This window comes from Denitromonas ohlonensis, from assembly GCF_007625205.1.
GTDB classification, from domain to species: domain Bacteria; phylum Pseudomonadota; class Gammaproteobacteria; order Burkholderiales; family Rhodocyclaceae; genus Nitrogeniibacter; species Nitrogeniibacter ohlonensis.
The window spans coordinates 36,965-62,351 of record NZ_VMNI01000010.1 but is presented as its reverse complement, the minus strand read 5'-3'; the positions used below and the strand labels follow the sequence as shown (position 1 = coordinate 62,351).

The following is a 25,387-nucleotide window of genomic DNA, read 5'->3' as shown; positions in this document are numbered from 1 at the left end:
GGCGTCAAGTCCCTAGCGGCACGACCGGCTGAACATAGCGCGCGCGCCACCACCGCACAAACGCCTCAACATTCATGGGCCGGGCAAAAAAGTAGCCCTGCAAGCGATCACAGCCCATTTCCGTCAGCAGGCTCGCCTGCGCTTCGGTCTCAACGCCCTCGGCGACAACCCGCAGCTTGAACGCACGCGCCATCACCAGCAAGGCTTCGACCATGGCGCGGTCTTGCTCATCGGTGCACACGCCGGCCACAAACTGACGATCAATCTTCAGCTCATCGACGGGCAGACGGCGCAGATGCGACAGCGACGAATACCCGGTACCGAAATCGTCCAGCGCCACGGCATATCCTGCCTCGCCCAGCGCCGCCACCACCTTGCCCGCGGCAGGTTCGTCGACCAGCAACGCCCCCTCGGTGAGTTCAAAGCCCACGCGATGCGCCGGAACCCGCCAGCTGTCCAGCGACTGGCGCACCAGGGCAGGCAAATCGGGGTCGCGAATATCTTGAGAGGTCAGATTGAGCATCACCGCCACATCGACCCCGGCCCGCGCCAGTTCATCGGCGATACGCGCCTGCCGCGACAGCAAGGAGCGCAGCATCTGAGCGCCGCCGCCGGAGCGTTCAGCGAGTTCAATCACCGCCGGTGGCGCCACCCAGCTGCCTTCGGCACGCCGCCAGCGCAGCAAGGCCTCGACGCTACGACACGCGCCGGTGGCCACATCGATCTGCGGCTGCAAGAACAGTTCAAAGTGCTGCATTGCCAGCGCGCGCATGAACTCTTGCTCGAGGCCGGCGGCCGCATGCGACGTCTGAGCCGCCTCCGGCGAGTACATGGCCACCGGCTGACGCGCGTCCCGGGCGGCAAACAAGGCGTTGCGCGCGGCGCGTTCAAGCCCTTTGGCATCGGCCGCATCCACCGGACCGCTGGCACCGCCAGCGCTGATCGTCAGGTGTTTGGCCACGTCCAGCGAGGCCACGGCGCTCAGCGCGACTTCCCGCAACTTGTGTGCGGCCAGCAGAACCTGCGCGGGAGAGCGCACGGCGCATTGCACCAGCGACCACTCATCTTCACCGGTCAGACACAGCACATCGCCATCGCGGATCGCGGTGGCGAGGCGCTCGCTGACGGCCAGTTGCACACGCTCACGCTCGCCTGCCAGCAAGGTGGCCGACGCATCGCCTGCCCGCAAGCTCAGAATCACCAGCCCCACCGACCAGTCCGCACTGGCCACCGCCAGCGCCGCCTCAAGCACTTGCTCGAAGCGACGGCGGTTGGGCAAACCGGTGTGCGCATCAAGCAAGGTAAATGCGCGCAGCTTTTCACGCTCTCGCAAAATGCCCACTTCGGCCAGATAGGCCGCCAAGGCCCAGATGACCCGCACCAGGCCGGTAAGCAGATCCATTTCGAGCTGAAAGACCTCGGCGCGCCCCCCGACGAGCCGGTCCCGGCAGGCAGACAGCAAGGCGCCACAGGCCGCCCAGGGGAAGTGATCGGACACCCCGCGGTCGAGACAGTCGCGCCACCGTGCGGCCAGGCGGTTGAACCAGTCGGCGTCGCCCTGCCAATGGCAGATGTCGAGCAACTCGTCGCAAAACGCAGCCTCGGCGTCGGCGGCATCCGGCGCCACCGGCGCACCGGCGCGAGACAGAAAAGCGGTCGCAAAGTCGGCCTGCAACTGGTCGCGACTGACCACGCGGCCAAAGGCGCGCACCGCCGCGCGATCTTCCGGCTGAAAACCCTGCTGTGTCAGCAGACGAGCGAGATCCGCCTCGTCCAGCAAAGCCAGCGCAGTCGAAGTCGCACGGAGCGCGGCGTTCATCCGAGGTAGAACTCCTTCGGATCGATGCCGTAGGCGCCCGGTGGCAAGGCCTTGCGGATTTCGTAGACCGACCCATCGGGCGCCACCGGGTCGTAGAGCAGATCGAGTGTCGGCGGGTGCGCATTGGGGGAGTGATCCGGCGCCAACAGCACCAGCACCCGCGGTCGCAAGCGGCGAACCTGATTTTGCGCAATCACCACCGCCACCTCGCCCGTGTTCAGCGCCACCAGCGTCCCCACCGGATAGAGGCCGACACACTGGATGAAGGTATCGACCACCGTCTCGGAGAAATCGCGCTCGCGCATGGTGTTGATCTGTTCAAGCGCACTTTGAGGGCTGAGCGCATCACCCCACGGCCGCTCGCGCGTCATCGCACAGTAGGTATCGACCAGCCCCGCCATTTCGCTATAGCGCCCAATGGCGTCGCCCGCCATACCGTCCGGATAGCCGGAGCCGTCGTAGCGCTCATGATGGCGCGAGACAATCTCGAGGACCTCGGGGGAGCCATCGGGCGTGTCTTTCAGAATCGCCAGCGAATAATCGACATGGGCCTGGAAGATCTGGCGCTCCAGCGGGGTGATCAGGCCGGATTTTTTGAGCAGTCGGGGCGGCAGGCGCACCTTGCCGATGTCCTGCATCAAGCCAACAATACCCAGCAGCGTCATCTCATGCGCCGTCATGCCCAGCGACCGCGCAAACACCATCAGCAGCACGCTGACATCCAGCGCGTGATCATAGGCGTACTGGTCGGTTCGCTTGAGCCGGGTGAGCCACAGCAGCGCGTCGGGGTTGCGCACCACGCTCTGCATCATGTCTTCGACATTGCTGCGCACCCGCTCCATGTCCGGACGCAGGTTCTGCTGCACATCCGCCACCAGTTGTTCGACGGTGGTCTGTGCCGACTCATAGGCCGGCGTGGCGAGGAACAGTTCATCCTCAACCGCAGCCGACTCGATCCAGACCGTTGCGCTGGCGCCCTCGCGCTTCGGACCGAGGTCTTCATCCTTGCTGGCCAGGGGGTCCGCCACCACATAGGGCGCGGGCGCCTCTTCCCGGGCAAACCAGCGGGACATGCGCGCGCGCCAGCCTTCACGCGACGGCGCCTCGTCGTCTGACGCATAGTTCGTGGCAGGACGTCCTGCCGGCGCCTCCGCATCAACCCACGCGCGGGCCGCCGACGGTGGCGATAATTCGGGCGGCGGCGCCCCCCCGCTGCGTAGCCAACGCAGCACATCCACAAAATCGTGTTTTGGCCGAGGTGCCGCGGTACGCCCGGCAATGCGGGCAGCGCCGGCCAGGCTGTGTCCAACGGTCGACGCCACCGATTCGCGCACCGGCGCACGATAGTGCTCGCCCGTGCTGCGCTGCCAATCCACCGACACAAACCGGCACAGGGCCTGAAGCTTGTCCAGTGTGGCCTGGTTTTCGACGACGAAGCCCTGGATCAGAAAGGGGGAATCCAGCCACGGCCGATCCAGCTCAGCGACGAACATGCCGATCTTCAAATCTGTCGCGGCGACAATCTCTTTCACAGAATCGCGTCCTTCACTTCACGTGGCCTCATGGCGCAGGGTTGCTCCACTGCAGATGCACCGCGTCAATCGCGGCGAGCTCTTCGCCTGACAGTGTCATATCGGCAGCATCGAGATTTTCCTTTAGCTGTTCGATCGAGGTCGCACCAATAATGGTACTGCTCACAAACCAGCGCCCCAGTACAAACGCCAGCGCCAGCGCCGTGGGCGAACGACCAAAATCTTTCGCCACCCGGGCATAGGCGGCGACCGCCGGGGCGACGCCTGGCTTGTCATAGCGCTGGCCGAAACCGGCAAACGCATTGAGCCGCCCCGCCGTCTTCGGGTCGGTCAGATACTTGCCCGTCAGCAAACCAAAACCCAGCGGCGAATAGGCCAGCAGGCCAACGCCCTCGCGTTCGCACAACTCGGCCATCCCGTACTCGTAGATCCGATTGAGCAGGTTGTAGGCATTCTGAACGGACACGACGCAGGGCAAATCATGCTCGCGGGCGAGTCGAACAAACTCGGCAACACCCCACGGGTGCTCGTTCGACAACCCGACATAGCGCACTTTGCCGGCCTTGACCAGCGCTGACAGCGCCTCGAGTTGCACGCGAATCGGCGTGCAGTCGCGCTCCCGCGCCGGGTCGTACTGCCACTGCCCGAACATGGGCTGGTTTCGCTCGGGCCAGTGCAATTGGTACAGATCGACATAATCCGTTTGCAAGCGCGTCAGACTGCCTTCGATCGCGGCCTGAATGTTTGCCGCGTCGAGCGCCAGCGGGCCGCCCCGTATCCACTGCAATCCGCGCGCCGGGCCCGCCACCTTGGTGGCCAGCACAATCTGATCGCGTGGCTGACGGCGCAGCCAGGACCCGACGATGCGCTCACTCGCGCCGTAGGTCTCGGCTCGCGCGGGCACCGCATAGAGCTCGGCGGTATCGATGAAATTCACGCCGGCAGCCCGGGCACAATCGAGCTGCGCATGCGCTTCGGCCTCGGTATTCTGCTGACCGAAGGTCATGGTCCCCAGGCAAACACGCGACACCTCCAGCGCGCTGCGGCCCAATTGTTGATACTGCATTGGCCTTCCTCACAATGATCTGCGCCCGAACATGGCGAGCGGCATCGGATGCCAGTATTATCCGGCCATTCTGCCTCTGTGTCGTCCCCGCCTCCATGCCCCTGCCTATCGCCTCAGCCCTGCTCGTCCAATGCCGCCCAGGCTTCGAAAAAGAGGTCGCTGCGGAGCTTGAAGAGCGCGCCACGCTGGCCAGCATACCCGGCCGCGCCAGCACCATGCGGGAGCGCGACGGTTACGTGTTGTTTCAGCTCGACGAACCGCTGATCTGGTCTGAAGTACAGGCCGCGCTCAACTGGCGCGACCTGATCTTCGCGCGGCAGGCCTGGCCGGTCATCCACACCATTGCGGCGCTCCCCAGCCGAGACCGGGTCACGCCCATCGTCGAGGCGCTGAGCAAGGCCGGCGCACGCGTCTCAAGCGTGATGTACGAATATCCGGACACCAACGAGGGCAAGAGCCGCTCCGGCTTTTGCAAGCGATTTGCCGGCCCACTGGAAAACGGTCTGGCGCAGGCCGGCCTGCTGCGCCCCAACGGTCGCGATCCGCAGCTCCAATTGTTCTTCCCCGACGAAACCCAGGCCTGGATCGGCCTCGGCAATGCCCAGCTCACCAATCCCTGGCCGCAAGGCATCGCCCGCCTGCGCATGCCGTCGGAGGCGCCGAGCCGCTCCACGCTCAAGCTCGCCGAAGCGCTCATGTGCCTGCTCGACGACAAGGAGCGCGAACGCTGGCTGCGCCCGCAAGGCAAGGCGGTCGACCTGGGCGCCGCCCCGGGTGGCTGGAGCTGGCAGCTGGCGCAACGCGGACTGTATGTGACCGCGATCGACAACGGCCCGATGGACAAACAGCTGCTCGCCGGCGGCATGGTTACCCACATCCGCGCCGACGGCTTTACCTGGCGCCCGCCACGCGCGGTCGACTGGCTGGTGTGCGACATGGTCGAGCAACCCAGCCGGATCGCCACGCTGATGGGCGACTGGAGCGCCAACAAGCGCTGTCGCCACGCGATCTTCAATCTCAAGCTCCCCATGAAGCAACGCTACGGCGCGCTCCTCAAGTGTCAGGACATCATCGAAAACAAGCTCAACGGCGTCCCGCATGTACTGCGTTTCAAACAGCTCTACCACGATCGCGAAGAGGTCACCGGCTACCTCAGCCGAACCGACTTCCGCTGATCACCGAAACGACAGCGCAACGCGTTATAATCCTTTGTTTTCTCACCTATTGGGGCGCCGTGCGCCCACTCAGGACACCCGCCGCCTATGACTTTTGCCGATCTCGGCCTGATGCCGGAACTGCTGCGCGCCGTTGAAGACGCCGGCTACTCAGAGCCGACCCCCATCCAACGCGACGCCATTCCGATCGTACTGTCGGGCCGCGACGTGATGGGCGGTGCGCAAACCGGCACCGGCAAAACCGCCAGCTTCACGCTGCCGGTCCTGCAACGCCTGGCCCCGCATGCCAGCACCAGCACCTCGCCCGCCCGCCACCCGGTTCGCGCCCTCATTCTGGCGCCGACCCGCGAGCTGGCCATGCAGGTGTATGAGTCGGTGCTCACCTATAGTCGATACCTGCCGCTGCGCGCCACCTGCATCTACGGCGGTGTCGACATGCGCGCCCAGACGCAGATCCTGCGCGAAGGCGTCGAGATCGTGGTGGCCACCCCCGGCCGTCTGCTCGACCACGTCCAGCAGCGCAGCATCCAGCTCAACCAGGTCAAGATGCTGGTGCTCGACGAAGCCGACCGCATGCTCGACATGGGCTTCATCCCCGACATCCGCCGCATCCTCTCGATGCTGCCCAACCAGCGCCAGAGCCTGCTGTTCTCGGCCACCTTCTCGAACGAAATCAAGAAGCTGGCCGACCAGATGCTGAACGAGCCGCAACTGATCGAAGTCGCCCGCCGCAACATGGTCAGCGAGACCATCGAGCACCAGGTCTATCCGGTCGAGTCCAGCCGCAAGCGTGACCTGCTGGTGCATCTGCTCAAGACCACCATCGACGCCCAGGTGCTGGTGTTTGTCGACACCAAGTTCGGCTGCAGCCGACTCACCCACTACCTCAACCGCTGCGACATCCCGGCCGACGCCATCCATGGCGACAAGAGCCAGCAGCAGCGTACCGAGGCCCTCGAAGGCTTCAAGAACGGCACCACCCGCGTGCTCGTGGCCACCGACGTGGCCGCCCGCGGCCTGGACATCGACGACCTGCCCTACGTGGTCAACTATGTCCTGCCCAATACCTCGGAAGACTATGTGCACCGCATCGGCCGCACCGGTCGCGCCGGCAAGAAAGGCAAAGCCATTTCACTCGTGGCGCCCGAAGATCGCAGCAACCTGGCTGGCATCGAAAAGCTGATCAAGCTGACGATTCCGGTACATACCGTTGAAGACTTCCAGGCCTCCGGTGTTCGTGACCACAGCGACGGCGCCAGTGCCGGCCGCCGCGGCCGCAACGAAGACAACGCCGGGCGCCGCAGCCGGGGCAGTGACGATAGCGCCGCCCCGCGCGGCCGAGGCGGTGACGACAGCGCCGCGCCGCGCGGCCGAAGCGAGCGCACGCGCACGCCGGCACGCAAGAAATCCACCGTCGCCGCCGATGGCTTCGATTATGCCAAGCCCTACGAAGCCAGCGACGCGCCCAAGGCCCCAAGCACCAAACCCGACACCCCGTCACGCGCCAACCGACCGGTGGCCTTCCTGCTTGGTGGTGTCGGCCGCAAAGGCTGAGCCCACAAGGCTTTCAGCCATTTTATGGCCCGTCTGTCCGCAGACGGGCCCGCGCTGAAACGAACAAACAGAGGGGGAAACGCCCCCCTTTCAAAGTCAAGATCCACCGCGACAGGTCGATATGATGGTGAGCATCCCGATCACCCTCATCCAGGCTGCCGATGGAACTGGCTCCCGTGCCCCGAGAACCCGACGATCTTTTCGTCCCCGACCTGACCGAAGGGGCCGAAGCCGGCTTGTATCTGTCCTTGTTCGAACTCATGAACGAGGGGCTGATCATCGCCAGCGACGAAACGATCCTGGAGGTCAACAGCGCCGTCTGTCGCTTGCTGGAGCGCAGCTACCGCGACCTGGCCGGCCAACCGCTGTCCTCGCTCTTCCCGACTGAGCGCGCTTTCCTCAAGGCCCGCGGCGCCCTGTTCATCCAGGGCGAGATGCGCGGCAGCCTGCGGGTCGGCCTGCCCGGCGGGCGCGAGCGCGATCTGAGCTATGTCGCCGCCGCGCGTATCCGGCCCGGCGTGCATGCCCTGATCCTCAGCCCCGACCCGGTCACCGGTCTCACCCCCAATGTGCAACGCGCCGCCGACGCCGTCTGGCCGCGCCTCGCCGCCGCGCTCGACCAGGCGGCGCTGGTTGTCGATGCCCGCGGCAAGATCATGGCCGCCAACGCGCCGGCCCGCCGTCGTTTCTCGCGCGAAGGCGGCGCCCTCACCGGACTCCCGTTATCGGCACTATGCACAATCAGTGACCCCGCCCGCGAATCCGGGCCGGTCACCGTCACGCCCACCGATGGCGCCCCGGCCATGCACGGTCGCCTGCTGGCGGGGCCGGAACCCGGCTGGCAGGTGCTGCTGCTGAGCGCATCCTCGCCGGTCGCCGCGGTGGACACCCGCGCCAGTCAGGTGTTTCGCCATGCCCCCCAGGCCATGCTCGTCGTGCGCGGCAGCGACCACACCATCCTCGCCGCCAACGACATGGCTGCCACGATGCACGGCCGGGAACGCTCGGCACTGATCGGCATGCGCCTGTCGACACTTCGCAGCGACACCGTCAGCACGCTTGTGAGCGGCAACTGGCAGTGGCTGGGCGGCGGCAAGGCCTTCAGCGCACACACTCAGGCCCAGGCCCTCGACGGCGCCCACAGCGAATGGCTGATCGTCCACGGCGGCGCCAGCGCATCGGCTTCGCCGGTCGATTTCGACATCTTCAGCACCAATGCGCGTGCGGTTATCGTGACCGACGCCGAACACAAAATCCTGTCGATCAATACCGCCTTCGCCACGCTGACCGGACTCGACATCCACGCCTTGCGCGGCAAGCCACTCGCCGACGCCGCCAGTGGCCGGCAGGACGATGCGTTTTTTGAGCGTTTGCAGAGCAGCCTTGGCGCCCATCAGGCCTGGCAAGGCGAGTTCTGGCTGCGCAACCGCAAGGGCGAAGCCTTCCCGGAATGGCTGTCGTTCAACAGCGTGCACAGCGCCGACGGTGCCACCGTGGCCCACATCGGGCTGTTCAGCGATCTCTCCGCCCGCAAGCAAGCCGAAGCGCGCAGCGACTATCTGGTCAATCACGACGCGATGACCGGCTTGCCCAAGGCCCATTTCATTCGGGCGCGATTCACCGAACTCACCCCCGGCGCGCTGCGAAAACAGCAGCATCTGGCGCTGGCCTTTGTGGACATCGACCAGTTCAAGCAGATCAACACCGCCCACGGCACCGCGCTGGGCGATCAGGTGCTGCAGCAATTCGCCACCCGCATCCGTCAATGCAGCCCGCGCATTCAACTGGCGCGTGTGGGCAGCGATCGCTTTCTCGCCCTGATTCATGGCGTCGAGCTGCTCAGTGACGTCACGCGCGAAGTCCACGCCTTGCACGACGCCATCAAGGCGCCCTTCAAGGCAGGCCAGGTATCCGTGACGCTCACCGCCAGCCTCGGTGCGGCGGTGTTTCCCGGCGACGGCGCCGATTTTGACGAGCTGTGCGCACTGGCCTCGGCCGCACTCGAGCGCGCGCGCCTCGAAGGCCCCGGCGCCGTCCGCTTTCATACGGACGAACTCAACACGGCAAGCTTCGAACAAGCCGCACTCGAGCGCTCACTCGCGCACGCCCTTGAGCGCGATGAACTGGCCATGTACTTTCAGCCCGTGGTGGACGCGCAGACCGGATGCATCATTGCCGCCGAGGCGCTCCTTCGCTGGCAGCATCCCGACATGGGCCTCGTCCCGGCCCATCAGTTTCTCCCCATTGCACAAAGTGCCGGACTTGACCTGGAAATCGGCCGCCAAGCCCTGCGGATGGTGTGCGGGCACGCGGCCGAATGGCACCAGGCCGGGCAGACGATCCCCGTCGCCATTGGTGCCACCGAGCACATGCTGACATACGGGCGCCTGCAAGAAACCTTACTCGAAGTGCTCGCCGAAACCGGCTTGCCGGCCAGCGCCATCGAACTGAATCTGCCCGAAAGCTGCTTGACGCAGGACCACGGCGATCTGATCAAAGCGCTGTACGCCCTCGACAACGCCGGGGTGCGCCTCGCCATCACCGGCGTCGGCGCCACGCCGCTGCCGCTCGCCCGGCTTCGCCAGCGCCCGGTCCATCGACTCAAACTGGACCGCTCGCTGATTCGCGATATGGCCAATGCCGACAACCACAGCGTCCTCGCCGCGACCCTTGCCGCGTCGGCCGCGCTGGGTTTGCGCCTGCAGGCGGTCGGCGTCGAATCCATTGAACAACAAGACGCCCTGCTCGCCCTCGGCTGCCATCGCCAGCAGGGGCGACTGTTCGCTGCCCCGCTCGCACCCGACGATTTCGCCCAGCTGCTATAGACCTGAAAACCGCAGTTGACCGCTTGCCGGTCTTGGGAGGCAATGGTGGGTATTGACTGTTTCGGTGCCGACCGCCAGGCACGCAATCGGGCGCGCCCAACTACAGTGTCCAGGTTGACTGAAAACGCCTCCCCGAAGGGAGGCGCTTCAAATCACTCTGGCGCGGAGAATCAGCCTTCCATCGACTTCACATGGGAGATGATCTCGCCCACGGCCTGCTGCGCCGAGCCGTAGAGCATGCTGCAGTTTTCTTTGTAGAACAGTGCGTTCTCGATACCCGAGTAACCCGTGCCCTTGCCGCGCTTGATGACGATCACGTTCTGCGCCTGATCGGCATTGAGAATCGGCATGCCGTAGATCGGGCTGGACTTGTCGGTACGCGCCGTGGGGTTAACCACATCGTTGGCACCAATGACCAAGGCCACGTCCGACAGGCTGAACTCGGCGTTGATTTCTTCCAGGTCGAAGATTTTATCGTAAGGCACACCGGCTTCGGCCAGCAGCACGTTCATGTGTCCCGGCATACGCCCGGCCACCGGGTGGATGGCAAACACCACTTCGACGCCCGCCTCTTCAAGCAACTGGCTCATTTCCCAGACCTTGTGCTGCGCACCGGCCACCGCCATACCGTAACCCGGCACGATGATGACCTTGTTGGCGTAGCGCATGGTGGCGGCAGCATCAAGTGCGCCCATTTCGCGCATCGAGCCTTCAATTGCCTCACCTTCCTGCGCCTCACCCGTCATCGGGGTGAACAACACGTTGGTAATGGGCCGGTTCATGGCCTTGGCCATCAACTGGGTGAGCAAGGTGCCGGACGCGCCGACCACGATACCCGCCACAACCAGCGCCGGATTGCCCAGCACATAGCCCTCGAAGCCCACGGCCAGACCGGTGAAGGCGTTGAGCAGCGAGATCACCACCGGCATGTCGGCACCGCCGATCGGACTGGTGACGATGACGCCGAGCGCCAGCGACAGCACAAAGAACAGCACGATCGCCCAGCCATCCGGATCGGTGGCGGTGACGATGGCCAGGCCGAGAATGCCGACCACCGCCGCCAGACCGACGTTGAGCTGGTTCTGCATCGGGAAGCGATACGCCTTCTTCATGATGCCTTGCAGCTTGGCGTAGGCCACGCAGGAGCCGGAGAAGGCCACCGAGCCGATCAAGGCGCCAAGCACCGCCAGCAGCGCCACCATGCCGCCGTGCATCTCGCCTCGCGCGAACTCCACCGCGGCAATCGCCGCCGCCGCGCCACCGCCCATGCCGTTGTAGATGGCGACCATCTGCGGCATGTCGGTCATGGCCACGTTCTTGCCCGACCACCATGCCACGGAACCGCCGATCACCATCGCGACGATCATCAGCGCAAAGTTCTGCATGCCCGGCCAGAACAAGGTGACAAGCGTCGCGGCGATCATCGCCCAACCGGCCCAGACGATGCCTTTGCGGGCGGTCGCAGGGGAACTCATCGCCTTCAGGCCGAGGACGAACACCACGGCCACGGCGACATAGGAAATATCAATGAACCACTTCATTATTCGGCCCCCTTCTTCTTGCCCGCTTTGAACATCGCGAGCATGCGCTCGGTGACCACATAACCGCCGGCCGCGTTGGCTGCGCCGAGCAACACGGCGAAGAAGCCGAGCGTCAGTTGCAGCGGGCTGTCGGGGTCAGCGTGCCCCATCACCACCATGGCGCCGATCAGCACCACGCCGTGAATGAAGTTGGAGCCGGACATGAGTGGGGTGTGCAGAATAACGGGCACACGCGAAATGACTTCGTAACCGGTGAATGCCGCCAGCACGAAAACGTATAGATAGACAATGCCTTCCATGATCGTACCCTCCGGTTACAGGCCGAGAATCTGTTTGACACCTGCGTGGCGCAGTTGCCCGTCGTGGGTCAGGCAGCAACCGGCCATCACCTCGTCTTCCCAATCCATCGTCAACACGCCGTCCTTGATGAAGGGGCTGATGAAGTTGAACAGGTTCTTGGCGTACATCTCGGAGGCGTGCACCGGCATGCGGCTGGTGATGTGCGTCGGACCAACGACGAGAACGTCGTTGATCCAGGTCTTCTCGCCCGCCACCGTGCCTTCGACGTTGCCACCGCTCTCGGCGGCCATGTCGACCACCACCGCGCCCGGCTTCATGCCGGCGACCATGGCGGCGGTGATGATCACCGGCGCCTTGCGGCCCGGAATGGCGGCCGTGGTGATGAGTGCATCGCACTGCGACACCGCTTTGGCCAGTTTTTCGGCCTGCTTGCCTTTTTCTTCGTCGGTCAACTCACGGGCATAGCCGCCCAGACCGGCCGCCGACACGCCGGTGTCGACAAATTTGGCACCCAGCGATTCGATCTGCTCACGGGTTTCGGGGCGCACGTCGTAGGCTTCAACCATGGCGCCGATACGCCGCGCGGTGGCAATGGCTTGCAGACCAGCCACACCAGCGCCGATCACCAGCACCTTGGCCGGACGGATGGTGCCCGCCGCATAGGTGAGCATGGGGAAAAACTTGGGCGAATGGTCCGCCGCGATCAGCGCGCACTCGTAGCCGGCGACGGCCGCCTGCGAGGACAGCCCGTCCATGCTTTGTGAACGGCTGATGCGCGGCAACAACTCCAGCGCGAAAGAGGTGATGTTCTTTTCCATCATCCGCTCGGCGCGCTTGGCGTCGAACCACGGCTGGAGGAATCCGAGCACCACGGCACCGGGTTTGAGCTTGCCGATGCGCTTGAGCGACGGCGGCTGAACACCGAGCAGAATGTCGGCGGCAGCACAGACGTCGACATCTTCGTCGACCCAAGTGACCGACTCGAAGGCTTCGTCGCGAAAGTGCGCGGGAATACCGGCGCCTTTTTGCATGACGACTTCAGCGCCCAATGCGAGATACTTTTTGACCACGTCCGGAACGACGGAGAGCCTTCGCTCTCCAGGCGTCGTTTCCGCCGCAATACCAATGACTAATGGCATGTAAAACTCCCTGTTTGCAGAAAACATCAAACCTGCGGGTGGTCATCTTCTGCTGCGGCACCTCTCCCAAGCTCGGGCCGGCATGATGGGCGACTGCTCCCCGTGGCGACTATCATACTGAATCGCTCAGCATGGTAAAACCTGTCACAGCGAACGTACCACGCCCACAGGCCAGGACGAAGCCCCCCGCATGAAAAAGAGACGCAGCACATCCCACAGTCGGAAAGCCGGTTTACCGCCGGGCACGCTCGTGCATATCGGCGAAGTTCGCGCCGATCACACCACGCTAACCTCGATCAGCTACGACAGCGCGCACTTCACCGAGAAGCTGCTCGCCGCCACCGAACCGACGCCCCAGCGCGTCGGCCCGCACGAGTTCACCTGGCTCGACGTGCGTGGCCTGCGTGATGTCACCTGGCTGGGCAACCTGGGCAAGCAGTTCAACCTGCACCCCCTGATCCTTGAGGACATCCTCAATACCCATCAGCGCTCGAAGGTCGAAGACTACGGCGATGTGCTGTTCTGTGTGGTGCGCCTGTTTGCCTGGGATGCGGCCAGCAAAACGCTGGAGTCCGACCAGATCAGCCTGGTGCTGGGGCGCAACTTCGTGCTGTCGTTCCAGGAGCGATCCACGGGCGTTTTCGAACCCGTCCGCGAGCGACTGCGCACGCTTGGCAGCCCACTGCGCAACAAGCCGATCGACCACCTCGCCCATGCCTTGATCGACAGCATCGTCGATCGCTATTTTCTGGTGATCGAGGGCCTCGACGCCGCCGCGGCGCCGGTCGAAGACGCCGTGCTCACCCATCCCACGCCCGCCATCCTTCGAACCATCAACGGATTGCGGCATGAGGTGCAGACCATCCGCCGCGCCATCACGCCGCTACGCGAGGTGCTGATGACGCTCAACCGCGGCGAGAGCCGTTTTTTTGGGGACGAGGTGCGCCCCTATCTGCGGGACGTGCTCGATCACACGATGCATGTCCAGGAAGACCTGGACAGCGTGCGCGACGTACTCAGTGGTGCTCTGGAAATCTATCTATCGAGCGTCAGCAACCGGCTGAACCTCGAGGTCCGGGTGCTGGCGGTGCTGACCACACTGTTTTTACCGGCCACGCTCATCGCCGGCATCTTCGGCATGAACTTTCAGGACATGCCCTGGCGCGATGCTCACGACGGGTTCTGGCTGGCGATCAGCCTGATGGCCGTCACCGCCACCGTCCTTGCCGCCATTTTCTGGCGCAGGAAGTGGCTCAAGACCGACGACCCGAATTAGCGCCCGACACGCTCAGTGCAGCTGCCCCAACGGTGAGGCTTCGGGCGGCACATCGATCAGCCGCACCACCGCCAGCGACACATTGTCGCCCTCACCTTTGGCGCGTTCGCGCGCCTGGGAGATCAGCGCCTGGCAGGCATCGCGTGCACTCATGCTGGACAGGATCTCGCCGATTTCCAGATCAGTGAAATACGCCCACAGGCCGTCCGAGCACAACAAGAAACTGTCGCCGCCGATCAGCGGCGCCACACCGGCCAGATCGACTCGCGGTTCGCGATCGCTTCCCAGGCAGGAGAGCAAGACGTTGCGGTGCGGGTGCGTCAGCGCGCCGGCCTCATCCAGTCGGCCTTTGCGCTGCAACTCGCCAACCAGTGAGTGGTCGGGGCTGCGGTAGATCACCTGGTCACCACGATAATGGTAGAAGCGAGAGTCGCCGCAATGCACCCAGTCCGCGCGATCGGGTTGCAGCAAAAAGGCCACGGCGGTGCTGTGCGGATCCTGCTCACTGGTAAAGCGGGTGAGTTTGATGACCAGATGACTTTCGTGGACGATGCTGGTGAGCAGCATCTCGGGCGTTTCCTCTCGCGGCGCAAAGGCCTCGAAATTCTGTCGCGCCTTGAGCAGCACCTGCTCGGCCGCCATCGCGCCACCCGTGTGACCGCCCATGCCATCGGCGAGCACCGCCATCATCATGCCCGGTTTGTCGGGGTGGCCAAAAATCGCCACGCGATCTTGCTGTTCGACGCGATCGCCCTGGTGCCGCGCGACGCAGGTTTCAACCTTGAGTGCCATAGGGATGCTGTTCAAGTCCGTTCTATCGCCCTGATGGGGGCTTTGTTTTTATCGTGCCGCGAAGCGACAAGGCTGCATGGTATCGTTTCGCCAAATACCTCGCATCTACCGGAATACATAGCCCATGCAACTTGGACGCGGATTTAACGAAATCTCGGTCGGCACATGTTTTGACAGCAGCATGACACTGACCGAAACGCATCTTGTGCTCGGCGCAGGCCTGTTTGGCGATTTCAACCCGCTGCATGTCAATCAGCACATGGCCGAGGGCAGCCGCTTCGGTGGCCGCATTGCCCACGGCTACCTGACCACATCGTTCATGGCCGCCGCGCTCGGCATGCTGTTTCATGGCACGGCGCACGCCTATCTCGAACATACCTCGCGCTTCAAGGCGCCGGTACGCGCAGGCGACACCTTGACCATCGCGTGGACGGTGACCGCATTGACGCCCAAGCCGCAGCACGACGCGGGCATCGTGGTGCTGTCCGGGATATGCACGAATCAGAATGGGGAAGTGGTGGCAGACGCCGAGGCCAGCATGCTGATCGGCAACAACCGAGCCTGAGCCAGATGATCGCTCACACGCTGACAGGCCACGTTCTCGCGCGAGACTCGCGACGACGGGCGTGAGGACGCTCACACCCAATCGCTCGAAAGGGGGACGCCGGAACGCGGGACGACGGCAGGCACGATCTCCATGCCCCGCAGTAACGGCCGCCCCCGAAGCATCTTGAGGGCTTTGGCGAGTGAAACGTGAAAAGTGTCACACCTCACCCGCCCGGGGCTTCAGCGAAGCAGTCGTGCGTCGACCAGCTCGACCCAGTGCTGCACCGGCGTGTCGGTGCCGGTTTGCAGATGCGTGATGCAACCGATGTTGGCCGACGCAATGCACGCCGCACCGCCGGCCTGCAAGGCCGTGAGCTTGTTGTCCCGCAAGGTCTTGGACAAGGTCGGCTGCAACAGGGAGTATGTCCCGGCCGAGCCGCAGCACAGATGCGAATCCTTCACCGGCGTCGGCGCGTAGCCCGCCACCGCCATAATCGCCTCGACCTTGCCTTTCACCTTCAGGCCATGCTGCAAGGTGCAGGGCGAATGGAAGGCCAGCGGCGTGGGCGACTCGGGCGGCGTCGGCAGGCAGGCGGCAAGTGCATCGAGCTTATCAGCCAGCACCTCTGCAATATCACGCGTCAATTCCGAGACCCGCGCGGCCTTGGCCGCATACGCGGGATCGGACGCCAGGAAATGCCCATAGTCCTTCACCTGCACGCCACAACCCGAGGCTGTCATCACGATCGCCTCGATCTCGCCGGCCTCGATCATCGGCCACCAGGTGTCGATGTTGCGGCGTGCGTCATCCTTGCCACCGGCGTGGTCGTTCAGGTGATGGCGCACCGCGCCACAGCAGCCCGTGCCGCCCAGCTGAACCAGCGAGATGCCCACCGCGTCGAGCACGCGCGCCGTCGCCGCGTTGATGGCCGGCGCCATGGCCGGCTGCGCACAGCCGGCCAGCGACAGCATCTTGCGGGCATGACGCGCCTCGGGCCAGCGCCCGGCCGGCGCGGCCAACGGCACTTTGTCAGCGAGCACTTTAGGCAATAGCGGGCGCGCCAATCGCCCCATTTTCATCGCGGCACCAAACAGACGCGGACGCGGCACAAACTCGCGCAGCAACCAGCGCGCCGCCTTGTCCACACCGGTACGAGGCACCTTCTGCTCGACAATATAGCGCCCCAGATCGACCAGCCGGCCGTAGGCCACGCCCGACGGACAGGTGGTTTCGCAGGCGCGGCAGGTCAGGCAGCGATCGAGATGCAGCCGGGTCTTTTCGGTGACCGGCTGACCTTCGAGCATCTGCTTGATGAGGTAGATCCGCCCGCGCGGGCCGTCGAGCTCGTCGCCCAGCAACTGGTAGGTCGGGCACGTCGCCGTGCAGAAGCCGCAATGCACGCAGGTGCGCAAGATGGCATCGGCCTCGCGGCCCGCTTCGGTGTCCTTGATGAAATCTGCGAGTGTTGTCTGCATGGCTCAGAGTCCGTCGTAGAGCCGGCCGGGGTTCAGAATCCCGTCCGGATCAAAGCTGTGCTTGAGGCGTTGATGAATGCTGCGCAGCGCCGGTGGCAAGGGGTGGAAGGCGCCGACCGACTTGTCGGCCCCGCGGAACAGCGTGGCATGCCCGCCGAGCGCCGTCGCGCGAGCGCGAACGCTGGCCGCATCCTGCTCGGTGCGCACCCAGCGCTGGGCGCCCCCCCATTCGATCAGCTGCGAGCCGGCCAGCCCGGTGGCCTCGGCCACCGAAGGCACCGACAAGCGCCACAGCGGTGCTTCGCCCCCGAAAAAGCCCTGGCTCTGCTCACGCAGGCCTTGCCAGTGGGCTCGGGCGGCCTGCTCACTCAGGCGTTCGCCGCCGAGGCGGGCACAGGCGGCAGTCACGGCCGCTTCAGCGCCCGACAAGCGAACGGTCAGCACGCCGGCCATCCAGCTGGTTGCTGACACCGGCAGCGGCTGGCCGCCCCAGCGATTCATCTGTGCAACCGCCTCGAGCGCATCCATTTCGAAACGCAGCGTGGCCTCGGCCACCGGCAGCGGCAACACCTTGATCGAGACATCAAGCAGCACGCCCAAGGTGCCGAGACTGCCGGTCATCAGCCGCGCAACATCGTAGCCGGCGACGTTTTTCATCACCTCGCCGCCAAAGTGCAGGCGATTGCCACGGCCATCGAGCAGCGTCACGCCGAGCATGAAGTCGCGCACCGCACCGGCCGTGGCGCGCCGTGGGCCGGACAAGCCGGCTGCCACACAGCCACCGACCGTCGCATCGGGGCCAAAATGCGGCGGCTCGAAGCCGAGCATCTGGCCCTCGGCCAACAGCGCCGCCTCCAGTTCCGCCAGCGGCGTACCGGCGCGCACCTTGACCACCAGCTCGGTCGGCTCATGGCTGATCACGCCGCGGTGCGCCTTCGCATCCAGCACGGTGCCCGCCAGTTGCTGCCCGTAAAAATCCTTGCTGCCGCCGCCCCGAATGCGCAGCGGCGTCTTGCTCGCTGCCGCCTCGCGGATCTGCTCGGCCCACGTTTGCTCAAAGTCTGTCATCACTTGCCCTCATCATCGCTTGCCTCGTCGCGCGGCCGATTCGGCCAAGCGCGCAAGGTGGCCCATGCGCCAATCAGCCCCAACACCGGTACGGCGACCAGCAGGAACTGAATCCATCCCTTTGACATCAGAAGCGCTCGATCTCCGGATGCGGCACCTGGCCGCCCTGCACATGCATGCGGCCGAATTCGGCACAGCGGTTCATGGACGGAATCGCCTTGCCCGGATTGAGCAACCCCTTCGGATCGAAGGCGGCCTTGACCCGGAAGAAGGTCTGGCGCTCGGCCACGTTGAACTGCCGGCACATCTGATTGATTTTCTCGATACCGACCCCGTGCTCACCGGTAATCGTGCCCCCCAGATCGACCGACAGATCGAGAATGGCGGCACCGAATTCCTCGGCCCGCTCGAGCTCACCCGGCACGTTTGCATCAAACAGAATCAGCGGGTGCATGTTGCCGTCGCCGGCATGGAACACGTTGATGCACCGCAGGTCGTAAGTCTTTTCCATGCCCTGGATAGCAGTCAGCATCTCGCCGAGCCGCTTGCGGGGGATGGTGCCGTCCATGCAGTAGTAGTCGGCCGAGATCCGGCCCGCCGCCGGAAACGCCGCCTTGCGACCGGCCCAGAAGCGCATCCGCTCCGCCTCGTCACGCGAGATACGCACCTCGGTCGCGCCGTGCGATTCGAGCACCGCGCACATGCGCTGGATCTCTTCGGCCACCTCTTCCGGCGTGCCGTCCGACTCGCACAGCAAGATCGCCGCGGCATCCAGCGGGTAGCCCGCGTGCACAAAGGACTCGACCGCGGCGGTCGCCGGCTGATCCATCATCTCCAGCCCGGCCGGGATGATGCCGGCCGCGATCACCGCCGCCACCGCCTCGCCGGCCTTGATCACGTCATCAAACGCGGCCAGCACGCATTGAGCAAACTGCGGCTTGGGCGTGAGCTTGACGGTGATTTCGGTCACCACCGCCAGCATGCCTTCGGAGCCATGCATCAGCGCCAGCAAGTCGTAGCCCGGCGCGTCGAGGCCATGGTTGCCGATCTCGACCACCTCGCCGTCAATCGTCACGCCACGAATGCGCAGCACGTTGTGCACCGTCAAACCGTACTTGAGGCAATGCACGCCGCCCGCGTTCTCGGCCACGTTGCCGCCGATGGAACAGGCGATCTGCGAGGACGGGTCCGGCGCATAGTAGAGCCCGTGCGGCGCCACCTCTTCCGAAATGCGCAGATTGCGCACGCCCGGCTGCACCACGGCGGTACGCGCCAGCGGGTCGATATTGAGGATCTTGTTCATGCGCGCCAGCGACAGCAGCACGCCGTGCGCATGCGGCAAAGCGCCGCCCGACAAGCCGGTACCGGCCCCACGCGCCACCACCGGCACGCCGACCGAGTGACAGATCTTCAGCACGGCGGCCACCTCAGCCTCAGTGCCCGGCAAAACCACGGCCAGCGGTACCTGGCGGTAAATGCTCAGTCCATCGCATTCATAAGGGCGCATGTCTTCGCTGTCGTGCAATAGCGCGACCGGCGGCAACACGGCACGAAGCTCGCCAATCAGGCGCGCCACATCCACCTGCGAGTAATCGACCTCTCGCAGTGCGTTTTCGGGTAACGATGCCGTCGCGGCAGTCATGGCAGAGCCTCCTCTTCCCAGGGCGCCTGAGGCGCCGGATCCCAGTGGTCAGTATCGATGCCGATGCGGCGCGCCGCCTCGACCATATGTATACGTGCGGCCTCACGAGCCGCAACGCCGTCGCCGGCGGCAATGGCCTCGAACATGCGTTCATGCTCGGCCTGCGCTGCGTCGGCGCGCCCCGCCGCATGCCCCTCGGCATTCCAGGTCGGCACGCGCGAAGCAAAAAACTGGTGGCCCACAAAGCGGATAAAACGTAGCAGCGCCGGGTTGCCCGTGGCGGCGGCAATCGCCACATGGAAGTCGTCATCCGCCTGCGTGCCATCGGTCCGCTCGGCGACCGCATGACGCATCCGCAGCAAGGCTTCGCGCATCTGCGCCAGATCTTGATCCGATCGGCGACTGGCCGCCAGTGCGGCAGCGGCGGTTTCGACGATGTAGCGCAGCTCAAAGATATGCGCGGTCGCCGCCGGGCCAGCGGGGTCGACAGCATCGGCCAGCCGGAAGCTGTTCTGACCCGGCCGCGCCTCAACAAACGCACCGGCGCCCTGGCGGGAGGCAACATAACCCTCCGCCTTCAGACGCGAGATGGCCTCCCGCACCACGGCGCGCGACACGCCGAATTCGGCGGACAGCGTTTTCTCGGTCGGCAACTTGACCCCCGGCGCCATGACGCCGTCGAGAATCCATTTCTCAATGGTCTTCGAGACGGTTTCACTTAACTGAGAGGGTCGGGCCACGCGGGCAATTTCTGGCATCAATTGATCTGCTTGTCTGACAACTTTTGCTAGCGTACGCCGAGCCGTTGAAAAACGCCAGCGCGGGAAAACCCGCATCCCGCGCAATCGATACGCCGAGCCCACATGCGGATTTGCTAACATAAACGCCTCTCGGCCGATCGCGCCGCCCGCCTACGAGGAGCTGCCCTGATGACTGCCCCGATCAGTCGCCTCGAACGGCTACTCCCCTTCCTGCGCTGGCGCAGCCAATTGACGCGTGCGGCACTTCAGGGCGACATCCGGGCCGGCTTAAGCGTTGCGCTGGTCGCCATCCCGCAATCACTCGCCTATGCGCAGCTGGCAGGCTTCCCAGCGCACTACGGGCTCTACGCAGCCATGCTGCCAACCGTAATCGGTGCGCTGTTCGGCAGTTGCCCACAGCTCTCGACCGGCCCGGTGGCACTCACCGGCATGCTCACCGCGGCCAGCATCGCGCCCCTCGCCGCCATGGGCAGCGAGAGCTATCTCATCCTCGCCATCGCCATTGGCCTGCTCGCGGGCGCAATTCAGCTCGGCCTGGGGCTGCTGCGCCAGGGCTGGGTGCTCAATCTTCTCTCTCAGCCGGTGTTCGCCGCCTTCATCAATGCTGCCGCACTGCTGATCTGCTTCTCGCAAATCCCCGCGCTTCTGGGGGCCCCCGGCCCGCGCTCGCCGCAGCTTGTTGATGAAGCGATCCGAATTTTTCATGGCGCAATGGCCCCGCACCTGCCCACATTGGCGCTGGGCATCGGCGCATTGGCCGCGCTCATCGGGCTGCGTCACTTCGTGCCTCGCCTGCCCGGCGTGCTGGTGGTTGTTGTCGCCTGCACGGCGCTGTCAGCGCTGACCGGCTTCGAAGCCAACGGCGGCGCCGTGATAGGCGACTTGCCCGCGCTGCGCCCCAGCCTGCAACTTCCGACCGTCCCCGAGTGGAACATGATCATCACGCTGCTGCCCGCCGCGTTCGTGCTCGCCATGGTCAGCTTTCTTGAAACCGCCTCCAGTGCCAAGCTGATTTCCGAGAAAACAGGTGAGGCGTGGAATGAGAATCAGGAGCTGATCGGCCAGGGTCTGGCCAAGATCGCCGGCGCCTGTGCCAGCACACTCCCCACCAGCGCCTCGTTCTCCCGCTCGGCGCTCAATCTGGCCAATGGTGCACAAACCGGTGTGGCGTCGCTGGTGTGCGCACTCGCCGTCGTCGTCGCAGCACTGGCGCTCGGCCAATGGCTCCATCACCTGCCGCTGGCCGTTCTCGCGGCTGTGATTCTCGACGCCGTCGCGCGCCTCTTTCAGCCCGCCACCCTCGTCCACGCCTGGCGCATCGACCGCGACGACGGCCTCGCCGCCGCCACCACCTTTGTCGCCACCCTGGTGTTTGCCCCCAACATCCAGAACGGCATCCTCACCGGCCTGCTGCTCTCGCTCGCCCTGCTGATCTGGCGCAGCATGAAACCGCGCATCGCGCTGCTCGGCCTGCACGAAGACGGCACTCACCGCGACCTGGAGCGCTTCGGCCTGCCGCACCCCCATCCGCACCTCGTGGTGATGCGCTTCGACGGCCCGCTCCACTTCGTCAATGCCACCCGTTTTCAAGAAGCCGTCAATTGGGCCCGAACGGCGCAGCCGGATGTGCGCATCGTGCTGGTCTCCGCCGCCGGCATCAACGCCATCGACGCCACGGGCCTCGACGCGGTCCGCCGCGAAGCCGCGAATCTGGCCAAGCACGGCCAACAGCTCGCGTTTTGCGGCCTCAAAAAACAGGTCATCGACGTACTCGAACGCGATGACGTATGGACGAGCATAGCGCCTCACGGCAGCTACCGGCACGAGCGCCAGGCCATCGACGCACTCGCCCCGCTGGCCAGCCCACCAGAAAATCTTTGACAAAACAATAGCTCGCCAATAAACTGCTGGGTTTTCGCGCAATTCCGATTAACTGGAGCTACACCATGTATGCGGTCATAAAAACCGGGGGCAAGCAGTATCGCGTGTCTGCCGGCCAAAAGATCAAAGTAGAACAGATGCCAGCAGACGTGGGCTCGGAAATCACACTCGACCAGATTTTGATGGTCGGCGAAGGCGAGTCGGTGAAAATCGGCACGCCCGTGATTGAAGGTGCCACCGTGAAGGCCACCGTGCTTTCGCAAGGACGTCACGACAAAGTCAAGATTTTCAAGATGCGTCGTCGCAAGCATTACATCAAGCATCAAGGCCACCGTCAGAACTACACCGAAATCCGTATTGATACGATTTCGGCCTAATCAGGAGATTACGTCATGGCACATAAAAAAGCCGGCGGCAGTTCCCGGAACGGTCGCGACTCAGAATCGAAACGCCTGGGCGTCAAACGCTACGGCGGCCAACTGATCCCCGCTGGCAACATCATCGTCCGTCAGCGCGGCACCGAGTACCACGCTGGCGAAAACGTCGGCATGGGCAAGGATCACACCCTGTTCGCCCTCAAGGACGGCACGGTGTTGTTCGCGGTGAAAGGCCCCAAGAAGCGTCGCACAGTGAGCATCATCCCGGTCGCCGAGTAATCTCTCGGCCGCCTGGCAGGCAGTATCTGAGAGCCCTATCCACCCGGTAGGGCTCTTTTTCTTTTTGGGCACACCCGGACTCCGTCAGGCACTCGCCGTCGGACCCGGCGCCAGGGCAGACGCAAATGAAGTTTTTTGACGAAGCACGTATTGAAATCATCGCCGGCGACGGCGGCAACGGTGCGTGCTCATTCCGCCGCGAAAAGTTCATCCCCAAGGGCGGCCCTGACGGCGGCGATGGCGGCAAGGGCGGCAGCATCTGGGCCGAAGCCGACTGCAATCTCAACACCCTCATCGACTTCCGTTACAAGCGCATGTTCCGCGCCCCGAGCGGAGAAAACGGCCACGGCAAGGATCGCTACGGCAAGGGCGGCGACGACATCGTGATGCGCATGCCCGTGGGCACGGTCATCGTCGACCAGGACACCGGCGAACGCATCGCCGACCTCGACGAACACGGCAAGCGCGTGCTCGTCGCCAAGGGTGGCAACGGTGGCTGGGGCAACATTCACTTCAAGTCCAGCGTCAATCGCGCGCCGCGCATCCGCACGCTCGGCCAGGAAGGCGAACGCCGCAACCTCGCCCTGGAGCTGAAGGTCCTCGCCGACGTCGGCCTGCTCGGCTTGCCCAACGCCGGAAAATCGACCTTCATTCGCGCCGTGTCGGCCGCCAAACCCAAGGTCGCGGACTATCCGTTCACCACCTTGCACCCCAACCTCGGTGTGGTTCGCACCGACGAAAACCGCAGCTTCGTCATCGCCGACATCCCCGGCCTGATCGAAGGCGCGGCCGAAGGCGCCGGCCTCGGCCACCGTTTCCTCAAGCATCTGGCGCGCACCCATGTGCTGCTGCACCTGGTTGATCTCGCCCCGTTTGACGACGGCGCCGACCCGGTGCGAGACGCGCACGCGATCGTCGACGAGCTGCGCCGCTACGATCCCGAGCTTTTCGAAAAACCGCGCTGGGTCTTGCTCAACAAGATCGACCTGATCCCCGAAGAAGAGCGCCAGGCGCGCATCGACGCCTTCCTGTCGGGCTACGGCGACGTCGAGCGATTTTTCACCATTAGCGCCATCAACGGCGAGGGGTGCCCGGTGGTCGTGCGCGCCATTCAGGACCACCTGGATGCGAACCGCCCGCCCCCGCCGACCAGCACCGGCGAAGTCGCCGCCCCCGTCGATCCGGACGAAATCAAACCTTACGATCCGCTCGCCCCATGAGAAGCAAGATCCGCGACGCCAAGCGCCTGGTCGCCAAAGTCGGCAGCGCACTGGTCACCAACAACGGCGCCGGCCTCGACCACGCCGCGCTGGCCGACTGGGCGCGCCAGATCGCACTGCTCAAAGCACGCGGGCGTGAAGTCGCGCTCGTGTCGTCGGGCGCCATCGCCGCCGGCATGCAGCGCCTCGGCTGGACCAAGCGCCCGCACGAGATGCACAAGCTGCAGGCAGCGGCTGCCGTCGGCCAGATGGGCCTCGCCCAGGCCTACGAAGACGCCTTCACGCGCCACGGCCTGCACACCGCGCAGATCCTGCTGACCCACGAAGACCTGTCGGACCGCAAGCGCTACCTCAACGCGCGCTCCACCATCACCACCCTGCTCAAGCTCGGCGTGATTCCGATCATCAACGAGAACGACACGGTGGTCACCGACGAGATCAAGTTCGGTGACAACGACACGCTGGGCGCGCTGGTGGCGAACCTGATCGAAGCCGACGCGCTGGTCATCCTCACCGATCAGGACGGGCTGTTTTCGGCCGATCCGCGCAAGGACCCCGCGGCCACGCTGATCTCTGAAGGCCAGGCCGAAGATATTCGTTACGAAAAGATGGCTGGCGGCGCCGGCAGCGGCATCAGCAAAGGCGGCATGCTCACCAAAATCAAGGCCGCCCAGCGCGCGGCCCGCAGCGGCGCCCACACCATCATCGCCGGCGGCCGCATCCCAGATGCGCTACTCAAGGTCGCCCAGGGCGAAACCCTCGGCACCCTGCTCTACGCCTCCAGCACACCACTACAAGCCCGCAAACAATGGCTGGCCGACCATCTGCAGGTCGCCGGCGCATTCATCGTCGACGAAGGCGCGGCCAACGCGCTGCGCGCAGGCAAGAGCCTGCTGCCGGTCGGCATTGTGGACGTCAAAGGCAACTTCGAGCGAGGCGCAGCCGTATCCTGCCAGCTCGAGACCGGAGAACCCGTTGCCCGCGGCCTGAGCAGCTACTCCAGCACCGAGGCGCGCAAGCTGGTCAAAAAGCCGTCGAGTGCCATTGAGGCGACACTGGGTTATGTCTGCGAACCCGAAGCGATTCACCGGGACAACCTGGTCACACTGTAATTTGGA

Annotated in this window: 22 protein-coding genes; 10 read left to right on the top strand and 12 right to left on the bottom strand. The window is 64.7% G+C overall.

All coding sequences use genetic code 11. From position 1 onward, the window contains the following. Positions 1–4 precede the first annotated feature (4 nt). Genes FHP89_RS11255 through FHP89_RS11245 form a run of 3 tightly spaced genes read right to left on the bottom strand, consistent with a single transcriptional unit; the run spans position 5 to position 4,417 of the window. Positions 5–1,819: a putative bifunctional diguanylate cyclase/phosphodiesterase gene (locus FHP89_RS11255; protein WP_144177968.1), complete on the bottom strand. Its 1,815-nt coding sequence runs from the start codon at positions 1,817–1,819 to the stop codon at positions 5–7. Beyond that, positions 1,816–3,351 carry an HD-GYP domain-containing protein gene (locus FHP89_RS11250; protein WP_144177966.1) on the bottom strand — a complete coding sequence of 512 codons (1,536 nt, stop codon included), beginning with the start codon at positions 3,349–3,351 and terminating at the stop codon, positions 1,816–1,818. The genes FHP89_RS11255 and FHP89_RS11250 overlap by 4 nt, the downstream gene beginning before the upstream one ends. Positions 3,352–3,379: 28 nt before the next feature. Next, positions 3,380–4,417: an aldo/keto reductase gene (locus tag FHP89_RS11245; protein WP_144177964.1), complete on the bottom strand. Its 1,038-nt coding sequence runs from the start codon at positions 4,415–4,417 to the stop codon at positions 3,380–3,382. Positions 4,418–4,512: 95 nt separating this feature from the next. Between FHP89_RS11245 and rlmM the strand changes: the two genes are divergently transcribed. From rlmM to FHP89_RS11230, 3 genes are all read left to right on the top strand, one after another. Beyond that, complete coding sequence (gene rlmM, locus FHP89_RS11240; RefSeq protein WP_144177962.1) at positions 4,513–5,592, top strand: 23S rRNA (cytidine(2498)-2'-O)-methyltransferase RlmM; 1,080 nt, start codon at positions 4,513–4,515, stop codon at positions 5,590–5,592. An 87-nt stretch (positions 5,593–5,679) separates the two neighbouring features. Further along, a complete protein-coding gene (locus tag FHP89_RS11235; protein ID WP_144177960.1) occupies positions 5,680–7,146 on the top strand; it encodes a DEAD/DEAH box helicase in 1,467 nt (488 codons plus the stop codon). A gap of 176 nt (positions 7,147–7,322) precedes the next feature. Further along, entirely contained in the window at positions 7,323–9,971 is a 2,649-nt protein-coding gene (locus FHP89_RS11230; RefSeq protein WP_186300307.1) for a sensor domain-containing protein, read from the top strand. Positions 9,972–10,141: 170 nt separating this feature from the next. On the opposite strand, the gene FHP89_RS11225 is transcribed toward FHP89_RS11230, so the two are convergent. Genes FHP89_RS11225 through FHP89_RS11215 form a run of 3 tightly spaced genes read right to left on the bottom strand, consistent with a single transcriptional unit; the run spans position 10,142 to position 12,951 of the window. Continuing rightward, on the bottom strand, positions 10,142–11,512 hold the full coding sequence (locus FHP89_RS11225) for an NAD(P)(+) transhydrogenase (Re/Si-specific) subunit beta (protein ID WP_144177956.1): 1,371 nt from the start codon (positions 11,510–11,512) through the stop codon (positions 10,142–10,144). Next, positions 11,512–11,811: an NAD(P) transhydrogenase subunit alpha gene (locus FHP89_RS11220; RefSeq protein ID WP_144177954.1), complete on the bottom strand. Its 300-nt coding sequence runs from the start codon at positions 11,809–11,811 to the stop codon at positions 11,512–11,514. The genes FHP89_RS11225 and FHP89_RS11220 overlap by 1 nt, the downstream gene beginning before the upstream one ends. Before the next feature lie 15 nt (positions 11,812–11,826). After that, positions 11,827–12,951, bottom strand: coding sequence for an NAD(P) transhydrogenase subunit alpha (locus FHP89_RS11215; protein ID WP_144177952.1), 1,125 nt, complete (start codon positions 12,949–12,951; stop codon positions 11,827–11,829). 190 nt (positions 12,952–13,141) lie between these two features. Between FHP89_RS11215 and corA the strand changes: the two genes are divergently transcribed. Next, positions 13,142–14,227: a magnesium/cobalt transporter CorA gene (corA, locus tag FHP89_RS11210; RefSeq protein ID WP_144177950.1), complete on the top strand. Its 1,086-nt coding sequence runs from the start codon at positions 13,142–13,144 to the stop codon at positions 14,225–14,227. A gap of 12 nt (positions 14,228–14,239) precedes the next feature. Here corA and FHP89_RS11205 read toward each other — a convergent pair whose 3' ends face one another. Beyond that, the gene (locus FHP89_RS11205) at positions 14,240–15,019 is read right to left on the bottom strand and encodes a PP2C family protein-serine/threonine phosphatase (protein WP_144177948.1); all 780 of its coding nucleotides are present in this window, start codon (positions 15,017–15,019) and stop codon (positions 14,240–14,242) included. A gap of 181 nt (positions 15,020–15,200) precedes the next feature. On the opposite strand from FHP89_RS11205, the gene FHP89_RS11200 reads away from it, so the two are divergent. Then, positions 15,201–15,584 carry a MaoC family dehydratase gene (locus tag FHP89_RS11200; protein ID WP_186300306.1) on the top strand — a complete coding sequence of 128 codons (384 nt, stop codon included), beginning with the start codon at positions 15,201–15,203 and terminating at the stop codon, positions 15,582–15,584. A gap of 221 nt (positions 15,585–15,805) precedes the next feature. On the opposite strand, the gene glcF is transcribed toward FHP89_RS11200, so the two are convergent. From glcF to FHP89_RS11180, 5 genes are read right to left on the bottom strand one after another with little or no spacing between them, the layout of a single operon-like run. Then, a complete protein-coding gene (glcF, locus tag FHP89_RS11195; RefSeq protein ID WP_144177944.1) occupies positions 15,806–17,041 on the bottom strand; it encodes a glycolate oxidase subunit GlcF in 1,236 nt (411 codons plus the stop codon). A 3-nt stretch (positions 17,042–17,044) separates the two neighbouring features. Continuing rightward, positions 17,045–18,109, bottom strand: coding sequence for a glycolate oxidase subunit GlcE (gene glcE / locus FHP89_RS11190; RefSeq protein ID WP_144177942.1), 1,065 nt, complete (start codon positions 18,107–18,109; stop codon positions 17,045–17,047). Continuing rightward, positions 18,109–18,237: a hypothetical protein gene (locus tag FHP89_RS21190; RefSeq protein WP_260851570.1), complete on the bottom strand. Its 129-nt coding sequence runs from the start codon at positions 18,235–18,237 to the stop codon at positions 18,109–18,111. The genes glcE and FHP89_RS21190 overlap by 1 nt, the downstream gene beginning before the upstream one ends. Next, positions 18,237–19,751 carry an FAD-linked oxidase C-terminal domain-containing protein gene (locus tag FHP89_RS11185; RefSeq protein ID WP_144177940.1) on the bottom strand — a complete coding sequence of 505 codons (1,515 nt, stop codon included), beginning with the start codon at positions 19,749–19,751 and terminating at the stop codon, positions 18,237–18,239. The genes FHP89_RS21190 and FHP89_RS11185 overlap by 1 nt, the downstream gene beginning before the upstream one ends. After that, complete coding sequence (locus tag FHP89_RS11180) at positions 19,748–20,509, bottom strand: FadR/GntR family transcriptional regulator (RefSeq protein WP_144177938.1); 762 nt, start codon at positions 20,507–20,509, stop codon at positions 19,748–19,750. Before FHP89_RS11180 ends, FHP89_RS11185 begins: the two co-directional genes overlap by 4 nt. A gap of 171 nt (positions 20,510–20,680) precedes the next feature. Here FHP89_RS11180 and FHP89_RS11175 point away from each other — a divergent pair, with 171 nt between their 5' ends. From FHP89_RS11175 to proB, 5 genes are all read left to right on the top strand, one after another. Further along, the gene (locus FHP89_RS11175; protein ID WP_144177936.1) at positions 20,681–22,393 is read left to right on the top strand and encodes a SulP family inorganic anion transporter; all 1,713 of its coding nucleotides are present in this window, start codon (positions 20,681–20,683) and stop codon (positions 22,391–22,393) included. Between the two features lie 65 nt (positions 22,394–22,458). Continuing rightward, positions 22,459–22,770, top strand: coding sequence for a 50S ribosomal protein L21 (rplU, locus tag FHP89_RS11170; protein WP_144177934.1), 312 nt, complete (start codon positions 22,459–22,461; stop codon positions 22,768–22,770). Between the two features lie 15 nt (positions 22,771–22,785). Next, the gene (rpmA, locus tag FHP89_RS11165; protein WP_144177932.1) at positions 22,786–23,049 is read left to right on the top strand and encodes a 50S ribosomal protein L27; all 264 of its coding nucleotides are present in this window, start codon (positions 22,786–22,788) and stop codon (positions 23,047–23,049) included. 125 nt (positions 23,050–23,174) lie between these two features. Next, positions 23,175–24,269 carry an Obg family GTPase CgtA gene (cgtA, locus tag FHP89_RS11160; RefSeq protein ID WP_144177930.1) on the top strand — a complete coding sequence of 365 codons (1,095 nt, stop codon included), beginning with the start codon at positions 23,175–23,177 and terminating at the stop codon, positions 24,267–24,269. Beyond that, complete coding sequence (gene proB / locus FHP89_RS11155; RefSeq protein ID WP_144177928.1) at positions 24,266–25,381, top strand: glutamate 5-kinase; 1,116 nt, start codon at positions 24,266–24,268, stop codon at positions 25,379–25,381. Before cgtA ends, proB begins: the two co-directional genes overlap by 4 nt. Positions 25,382–25,387 lie beyond the last annotated feature (6 nt).